The following is an 8,221-nucleotide window of genomic DNA, read 5'->3' as shown; positions in this document are numbered from 1 at the left end:
GATCATGTCTGTCGTTCTCCGCTGGCAGGGCGTCAAGTCAATGATGGCAGATTGATGGGGTTTTTAGAGGCTCCTTTAAGCAGGCGTGCCGACTGACGCGATCAAACGCCTCGCGTGGCGCGAGCTGCGCCTTCAATCCAGCGGGGACATCGACGCCTTGCCTGGTTGCTCATGGAGAGCCGCCAGTAAGACTCGGCAAGCCAACATCAACGCAGGCGTTGGCTCGCATAATCCTCGCCGATCCCGATCCCGATCCCGATCCCGATCCCGATCCCGATCCCGATCCCGATCCCGATCCCGATCCCGATCCCGATCCCGATCCAGCATTCCAAATGCCAAATGCCAAATGCCAAATGCGGCGCAGGCAAGACAACCGCCGGCAGTCGTTCTACCTGCTACCTACACCCTAATGCCGCGTACGCCGCCCCGGCGAGCGCACCGCAGTTGCTTCCACCGCTAACGTGAAACCGCGCTCCTCGCCACCCTGCATCGCGCCGACATCCACGACCTGGCGTCCAATCTCTTCGCCCTTGCCATTACGCACCGACACCACCACGGTGTACTCCCATGGATCGCCATCGGCAGGATGGCGGATGGTGCCTTCGACTTTGAGCGGTACGATCGGAGCCGGCTGCGCATGTTGCACAGCCGCCGAGTCGAAGCGCAGGTGGTGCTTGCATGCAGGGCAGACGTTGGCGCTTTCCAGAATCGTCGCCTTGCAATGCGGGCAGCTGCGCGTGGCACCGGGCGTGCCCGGGCGTGGTGCACTCATGTAGCGTCGCTGTCTCCGCTGACACTGGCCTTGGTGGTGCCTGCCGGTTTGCCGGTGTCCTCGCCCCAGCCGAAATCGGCCTGGCCGCGCATGCGTGCACCCGAGGCCACGGTGAGGCTGCCGGCCTTGACGTCGCCGACCAGCACGCCGGATGTCTGCAATTCCACTTGCGCAGCGGATTCGATATTGCCCTCCAGTTCGCCGGCGATGATGACCTTGTTAGCGCGCACACCGCCGTTGAGCTTGGCGCCGCGTTCGACGGTGAGATCACCTTTGACGTTGACGTCGCCCTTAAAGCGGCCAGCCAGACGCACGTGACCGGCGCCTTCGATCTTGCCTTCGATGCTGATGTCGGCAGCGATCAGCGACTCTTTCGCGTCACTCTGGCGCGGCGAGGCCGCAGCAGTGGCGGCCGGCGTGACCGGCGTCACGCTGGGCGGGGCGGCGACAGGCACCGGCGGAGCGGGGCCGGCCTCGGCAGTGAACAGCCGCCCATCGGCGGCGGGAGGAACGTCGGGTGCGGCCGGAACGCCGTCTTTTTTGTTGGGACCTTGATCGCGCCACATCGACATCGGATTGCCTCGCTTGGGGGTCAAAGCCGACTATCGCTGCGTGGATGGATCTTTTGTGTGATGAGTTGCGCAATCCAACATCGACGGCGTGCTTGCTCAGTCCAATGTGGGCGCGGCGCCGCCGTGTTGCTCGACCCGATTGCGTCCAGTTCGTGACTGAGCGATTCTTCCAGAGCGCGCCGGTTGTAGAGGCCGGTCAGCGCATCGCGAATGAATTGCCGCCGCAGCGATTCGAGCAAGCGCCAATTGCTCAGCGCCAACGTCGATTGCGCGGCGGCGGCTTCGGCGATTTCCAGGCCCGCGGCATTGGGCTTGGGCCGGGCGAGGACAGAAACAGAAAACCGAGCTGGGTGCCTTGCGCCGACATCGGCAGGCATGCGGTGGTGATCGGCGCAGCGGTGTCGGGCACAGCGCATCCGGCTGCAGGTCTTCGATGCTGTGCGGCTGACGACAGCAATCTTCCGGTAGCAGATGCGGCGCGCTCTGCATCAAGGGCTCGCCCCATTGGCTGATCGCTTCGGCGCGATCCTGCGAAGCGCGCAGCAGATACACGCTTCCGGCCACGCCTGGCAGCAGTCTGGCCAGCGTGCGGCTGGTCACCACCAACGCCTCTTCGGCGCTGATGCAACGCTGCAGCAGGCTGGTCTAACGGCTGAGCAGATTGAGATCAGCGGTGCTGCGTTGTAGCGCGCCCACACGCTCGTCCAGTTCGCGATTAGCTTGCGCGGCCAGCCGCTCTGCCTGCGCGCGATGGCGCAATTCACGCATCAACAAACCGTAGACGGTGCCCACCACCTTCCAGCCCGAACGGAATGCCGGCCAGCGAGCAAGGCCGTACTTTGACGGCTGCTTTCGGTGCGCTGCACCAGCAGTTCCTGATTCGCGCTGCACCATGGTCGGCGACTGCTCGCGGATCGCACTGGTGGTGAGCAAGGCGTTCTGCCGGATGCTTGCGTGCCGGCTCCAGGCCACTTCGCGTAGACAGATCGAGCACATGCTGGATCTGCTGCAGGCGCGTTTCCACCAACTGCTGCAACCTGTCCAGGTGTCGTTCCTGGGGGTGTTGTCGGTCATCAGTCGGCGCAAATTGCCAAGCAGAATCGGCAGGCGCTCGACGCTGGTCTGATAGTGGAGCAAATACCCATCGTTACCGGTCAGCAGAAAGCCGCGCTGCGCCGACTCGGTGTCCAGCATGCGCGCCTGATCTCGTCGATCCGGCCGATGACTTCATGCGTGTGGGCCACCCACGCGGCGTCGGCCAGCGAGCGGCGTGCACTAACAAAGATGCCGATGCCGATGGCAACGAAGATGAGTGCAGAAAACACCAGCGCAAGCTGATTGCTGCGGCGCGAGGTAAGAGAAGGGGGGCATGCGCGGATGCCAGCCTGCCGGGCTCGACAACACGAGGTGTGTGCTAACGGCAGACGCACGCGCCGGCGCAATACGGCCGGCGCACACGCAAAGTGAAAAACGGAATCACATAGTGTTTCAGTGCTGTGGATGCTGGGCGTCGTGCTTGTCGGCGCTCTGCTCGGCCTTGTTGGCCATCTCGCGGGTCTTGTCGGCGGTGGCATCGGCGGCATTGGCGGTTGCGCGGCTGGCGTCGGCTGCCAGTTCGCGTGCGGCAACGCGTGCATCGGCGGTGGCTGCTTTGGCCTGCACGGCAGCGCGATCGGCGGCCTGCACGGTAGCGGCGGCTGCGTGCTTGGCAGCGGACGCGGCATCGCGGCGCGCCTGCTCTGCATCAGGGCCTTGGCAGGCGGCAAGCGTGAGGGCGGTAATGGCGCTCAACGACAGCATGCGGATCGTTTTCATGGGTGTTCCTGCTCCTGTTCCGGTGTTGGAAGACGGAGCTTATGCAGGAGCCGATGCAGTGCGCGTCAATGCAGTCATGGCCATTCAGCCGCCGGGCGGGCATGCGGCCCGCTGTGCCATGAGCCGGCATTGATTTGGCAATGGAAAGCGATGCAGGCAACGCGTCGGGCAGCTGCAGGAGAACTCTCCAGGCAGAGCGCAGCACAAATCCGCAAGGAAAATCGGCCGAACAAATCGCAGGCAAAGAAAAAGCCACTGGAAACCAGCGGCTTTCTCCGAACTCGCTTGTAGCTAAAAAGTAATTACTTTTTGGCTTTTTCGGCGGTGTCCTTAGCAGCTTCGGCGGTGTTTTCAGCCGTCTTTGCAGCGTCGGCAGCCTGATCAGCAGCAGCGTCGGTCGCGGCGCCGGAAGCAGCCTGGGCAGCGTCAGCAGCGGTGTCAGCCGAAGCAGCAGCGGTGTTGGCAGCAGCCTGAGCGGCGCCAGCCGACTGCGAGCCCGAGGCAGCAGCCTGGTCAGCAGCGGTCTGAGCGTCGGCAGCAGCTTCGTTAGCAGAAGCAGCAGCGTCCTGAGCCTGCTCCGGCTTCGAGCACGCGGTCAGGGCCAGGCCCAGAGCCATTGCGATCAGCAGCTTATTAATGGTCATTGTTTCAATCCTCGTCGTTAGATTAGGCAACGCGCTATTGCGTGCCCCCCGACATGATGACGGCCACAAGAATAGTGTCAAGCGTGCGCGCATTCAGTTTTGCAAAATCTCCGTTAAAAACAATTAAATCAATTCAATAGCGATGGAAGTCGCTTCGCCGCCGCCAATGCACAGCGTCGCGATTCCGCGCTTGCCGCCGCGCGTGCGCAACGCGTTCACCAATGTCACCACAAGGCGCGCACCGGATGCGCCGATCGGATGACCGAGTGCGCAGGCGCCGCCATTCACATTTACCTTGTCGTGCGCAATGCCCAATGCCTTGATCGGTGCCATCGCCACCACCGCAAACGCTTCGTTGATTTCGAACAGATCCACCTCGTCCAAGTGCCAGCCGATCTTGCCGACCAAGGTCTGGATCGCGGCCACCGGCGCGGTGGTGAACCACTCAGGTTCCTGCGAGTGGGTGACATGCCCGACGATGCGCGCCAACGGTGTGATACCACGACGCTGCGCATCGTCAGCGCTCATCAGGATGGTGATCGCCGCGCCGTCGGAAATGCTCGACGAACTGGCGGCAGTGACGGTGCCGTCTTTCTTGAAAGCCGGCTTCAAGGTCGGAATCTTGGCGACATCGGATTTGTTTGGCTGCTCGTCGCTATCCACGACGACCTCGCCCCTGCGCGTTGCCACGGTGACCGGAACGATTTCATCGACGAACGCGCCGCTGCGCTGCGCAGCCTGCGCACGCTCGACCGAGGCAATCGCAAAGGCATCCTGATCGGCGCGGCTGAAACCGAACTTCTCAGCAGTGGCTTCGCCGAACACGCCCATCGCCTGGCCGTCGTACGGATTGGTCAGACCATCCCAGACCATGTGGTCGACTGCCTGGAAGGTGCCGTAGCGATTGCCGGTGCGCGAGTTGGGCAGCAGATGCGGCGCGTTGCTCATCGACTCCATGCCGCCGGCGACGACGATGCTGGCCGAACCGGCCTTGATCAGATCGTTTCCGAACATGATCGCCTTCATGCCCGAGCCGCACACCTTGTTGATAGTGGTGGCGCCGGTCGAGTTGGGAATGCCTGCGGCAATCGCCGCTTGACGTGCGGGCGCCTGGCCGAGATTGGCAGGCAATACGCAGCCGACGATCACTTCTGAAATGTCGGCTGCTGCGATCCCGGATTGCGTCAGTGCGCCCTCGATCGCAGCGGCAGCGAGCGTGGGCGCCGGCACACCGTTGAATTGGCCAAGGAACGAGCCGATGGCAGTGCGTTTGGCAGCAACGATGACGATGTCGGACATATCAGGATATACCGTTTAAAGTGAAACGATTATCTGCCTCATGCTCAGTTCGCGCCAGCGCATGACATTGCCACGATATTCGTTACGCAATTAGCTGCGACAGTGGCGCGACGATGCGTTCTAAAAGACGGCGTTCGGGCCCGGATTGGGCCCTATCCATGGAATGGGTTCGGGGAGAACAACTCAGATGAAGAAGAGAGACGTCGCCAGGACTGTCCTGGCCTCGGCGTTGGCCGTGGCGTTGACCGCGTGTGGCAGTGAAGGTGGTGGTGGCGGCATTCGTCCGACCACATCGACCACACCGTCGCCAACCACACCGTCGCCAACCACACCGCCGCCAACCACACCGCCACCAACCACACCGCCACCACCGCCACCGCCGCCGCTGATGGTTGCGCCGCCGCCGCCGCCGGAACCCGCTTTCGACGCGCATCTGACGCTGACCAATGCACGCGCTGCGCAGACGCTGGGGTTCACCGGTGCCGGCTATCGCATCGGCGTGATCGATACCGGCATCAATACCAACCATCCGGCTTTGCAGGGGCGGGTCAGCGACAGCTTCATCTACGTTGACCCGCGCACCAACAATGTCGGTGCGGGCGATGTGGTGTGGCATGGCACCGTTGTGGCGCAGCTGGCGGCCGGGTGTGCAGTGGGCCAGTGGCCGGGTGGCATCGCCAGTAGTGCAGGCCTGGTGTCTGCCCGCATCATCAGCGACGAAGCGCCGGACGATGACGGTAGCGGCGAAGGTAACGAGGTTGATGGCCCGCTTGGCCTTGCCGGTGTGCATGCCAACCTCATCAGCTCAGGCGTGCGCATCATGAACAATTCCTGGGGCGGTCTGTATTGGACCAATCCAACTGTCACCAATCAGATCGCGCAGGAATACCGGCCGTTCGTTATCGATAATGATGGCTTGGTGGTATTCGCTTAGGGGAATGAATCCAGGTCGCAACCCTCCGATACTGCAGCGCTGCCCAGCCGATTGGGCCCCGAGTGGAACGCTGCCAGCCGCCGATCTGGAGCGCGGCTGGTTGGTTGTCGCCGCGCTGGATACTGCCAATCCCACGCAGCTGGCGCCGTACTCCAATGCCTGTGGCGTTGCGATGCGTTACTGTCTGGTGGTGCCGGGTACCTCGATGTTGCTCGACCCCGATGCTACCGCCAGCACGATCCGTTATTTCTACGGCAGCGGAACTTCGTTTGCTGCGCAGCTAGTGTCCGTCGCGGCCGCACTGGTCTGGCAGGCGTTTGCGTATTTCAACAGCGATCTGGTGCGCCAGACCTTGTTGGGAACCGCCACCGATCTGGGTGCAGCGGGTGTCGATCCGACGTTCGGCTACGGCTTGCTCAATGTCGGCAAAGCGGTGCTGGGGCCGGCACGCTTCGATTGGGGCACGGTGGATGTCACCGTCAACACCTTGCGTTCCACCTGGGCCAACGACATCAGCGGCACAGGTGGCCTGACCAAGCGCGGGACCGGTACCTTGGTATTGAGCAGCGATGCCAATACCTTTGTCGGCGACACCCAGGTGCTCGGCGGCACCTTGCAGACGGCCAGTCTGCAGAGTGCGCGCGTGGGCATCGCCAATGGCGCGAGGCTGATCGCTGCCGGCAGGATCGGTGGAACGGTGGACATCGCAGGCACGCTGCAGATCAGCAGTGCGGCGCTGTCTGTCACTGGCAATTACACCCAAGCTGGTGATCGCCGTCTGGCCTTGAACGTCGGCGATCGTTTGAACGTTGCGGGGACCGCGACGATTGCGGGCGATCTGCAGGTGCTCGGCCGGCGCGATGACGTGATCGACAACAACACCTACACATTGCTGCAAGCCACCAACGGGCGACAGGGCCGGTTCGATTCGCTCACCGGCGGGCCCGCAGTGACCTTCCTCGATGCCAATCTGACGTATGACAGCAATAGCGCGTATCTGACGTTGCGGCGCATGGATGTCACTACTATTGCTGCAGCGCTGGGCGTGATCGGCACTGCATCGATGGATTCGGCAATCCGTATCGAGCAAGCGTTCCAGAAAGTAGATGCGCAGCAACTGCAGGGTGATGGCGCAATCAGCAGCGGCTTCGTTCGTGCCGCCGCGGCCTTGCAGCAATCGCCCACTGCCAAGGCGACAGCCGATTCGTTGCGCAGTCTGTCCGGTCGTGCGCATGCGGCGTCGGCAGCGATGACCTTCGACACCATCGATCTGGGCCGGCGTGTGTTGGGTTGGCGGCGCATTTAGATGGTCTGTCGCAGCAGCCGCGCAGGCTGGGCGTCTGGCAACGTGCGCTCGGTGGGCCGTGCGAGGGTGGGGTGAGCACGGCCGGATTCGCCACCTCTGGCTGGATGATCGGCAACGATCTGCGTTTGGCGTCCGGTGCAGTGACCGGTTTTGCCTTGGGCGAGACCCGCTCCAACAGTCTGGGCGATCTGGACGGTGCGCGTGGACGCGACCGTCAGGTGCAGTGGCAGCTGTACCTGGGCACCACGCTGGGCTCGGCGTACACGCTGGGTCAGTTGGGTTTCGGCAATGTCGATCGGCAGATCGAGCGCAGCCTCCAGTTCGGCGAAGACCGCAGCAGCGCGTTCAGCGATTACAGCGGCAGTTACCTTAGCGGCACTCTGGAAACCGGGTATCGCTGGGGAGGTGCACGCGCATCGCTGACACCGTACATGGGGCTGGATTATGTGCGGTTGCGCAGCGAAGGCTTCCGCGAAAGCGAAAGCGAAAGCGAAAGCGATGGCGACGGCTTCGGATTGCGTGCCGATGCCAGCACGTCCTCACGCACGCAGGTGCTGGCCGGTGTGCGTTCAGCGTATCGCTGGCGCGGCATCCAGTTTTGGTGGTTATGCCGAATGGCAACAGGCATTGAGCAGCGAAGGCTTGATGCTCGATGCCAGCTTCATCGGTGTGGATGCATGGGCGCCGTTGCGCGGTATGCAGCCGGCGCGCTCGGGGGGTCTGTTCGGCATCGCGGCCTCTGCACCGTTCGGCAACCAGAGCCAGCTGCGTTTCGGCTACGACCAGCGGGTGGGCGAGCGCGGCGGCGACCGCGCACTGAGCCTGCGTTACAGCGCCGATTTCTGATGTGCGTCTTGCATGCCCAGGCACTGTCGCCTG

Annotated in this window: 6 protein-coding genes and 2 pseudogenes; 2 read left to right on the top strand and 6 right to left on the bottom strand. The window is 63.1% G+C overall.

The window, feature by feature from the left end; translation table 11 throughout:
* Positions 1-218: 218 nt before the first annotated feature.
* Positions 219-410, top strand: coding sequence for a hypothetical protein (locus XpopCFBP1817_RS22065; protein ID WP_208619543.1), 192 nt, complete (start codon positions 219-221; stop codon positions 408-410).
* Here XpopCFBP1817_RS22065 and XpopCFBP1817_RS05235 read toward each other — a convergent pair.
* The 6 genes and pseudogenes from XpopCFBP1817_RS05235 to XpopCFBP1817_RS05210 all read right to left on the bottom strand — a co-directional run bounded on the left by XpopCFBP1817_RS05235 (position 407) and on the right by XpopCFBP1817_RS05210 (position 5,102).
* Positions 407-772, bottom strand: a complete 366-nt coding sequence (locus tag XpopCFBP1817_RS05235) for a hypothetical protein (RefSeq protein WP_128416295.1) — start codon at positions 770-772, stop codon at positions 407-409. The two genes, XpopCFBP1817_RS22065 and XpopCFBP1817_RS05235, sit on opposite strands and share 4 nt — an antisense overlap.
* Positions 769-1,344 carry a bactofilin family protein gene (locus XpopCFBP1817_RS05230; protein ID WP_128416294.1) on the bottom strand — a complete coding sequence of 192 codons (576 nt, stop codon included), beginning with the start codon at positions 1,342-1,344 and terminating at the stop codon, positions 769-771. Before XpopCFBP1817_RS05230 ends, XpopCFBP1817_RS05235 begins: the two co-directional genes overlap by 4 nt.
* A 146-nt stretch (positions 1,345-1,490) precedes the next feature.
* A pseudogene (locus XpopCFBP1817_RS05225) lies at positions 1,491-2,723 on the bottom strand (CHASE3 domain-containing protein); the annotation flags it as partial.
* 109 nt (positions 2,724-2,832) lie between these two features.
* Positions 2,833-3,159, bottom strand: coding sequence for an XAC1346 family secretion chaperone (locus tag XpopCFBP1817_RS05220; RefSeq protein WP_128416293.1), 327 nt, complete (start codon positions 3,157-3,159; stop codon positions 2,833-2,835).
* A gap of 302 nt (positions 3,160-3,461) precedes the next feature.
* Positions 3,462-3,803, bottom strand: coding sequence for a hypothetical protein (locus XpopCFBP1817_RS05215; protein ID WP_128416292.1), 342 nt, complete (start codon positions 3,801-3,803; stop codon positions 3,462-3,464).
* 123 nt (positions 3,804-3,926) lie between these two features.
* Positions 3,927-5,102, bottom strand: a complete 1,176-nt coding sequence (locus tag XpopCFBP1817_RS05210; RefSeq protein ID WP_128416291.1) for a thiolase family protein — start codon at positions 5,100-5,102, stop codon at positions 3,927-3,929.
* Between the two features lie 187 nt (positions 5,103-5,289).
* Here XpopCFBP1817_RS05210 and XpopCFBP1817_RS05205 point away from each other — a divergent pair.
* Positions 5,290-8,188, top strand: a pseudogene (locus tag XpopCFBP1817_RS05205) (S8 family serine peptidase).
* Positions 8,189-8,221 lie beyond the last annotated feature (33 nt).

Source organism: Xanthomonas populi (assembly GCF_002940065.1).
GTDB classification, from domain to species: domain Bacteria; phylum Pseudomonadota; class Gammaproteobacteria; order Xanthomonadales; family Xanthomonadaceae; genus Xanthomonas; species Xanthomonas populi.
This window is presented reverse-complemented; position numbering and strand designations above follow the sequence as displayed.

Bases quoted from the DNA above. Each gene is read 5' to 3' on its own strand.
- XpopCFBP1817_RS05235 (WP_128416295.1), bottom strand. From the start codon at position 772: ATGAGTGCACCACGCCCGGGCACGCCCGGTGCCACGCGCAGCTGCCCG.
- XpopCFBP1817_RS05230 (WP_128416294.1), bottom strand. From the start codon at position 1,344: ATGTCGATGTGGCGCGATCAAGGTCCCAACAAAAAAGACGGCGTTCCG.
- XpopCFBP1817_RS05220 (WP_128416293.1), bottom strand. From the start codon at position 3,159: ATGAAAACGATCCGCATGCTGTCGTTGAGCGCCATTACCGCCCTCACG.
- XpopCFBP1817_RS05215 (WP_128416292.1), bottom strand. From the start codon at position 3,803: ATGACCATTAATAAGCTGCTGATCGCAATGGCTCTGGGCCTGGCCCTG.
- XpopCFBP1817_RS05210 (WP_128416291.1), bottom strand. From the start codon at position 5,102: ATGTCCGACATCGTCATCGTTGCTGCCAAACGCACTGCCATCGGCTCG.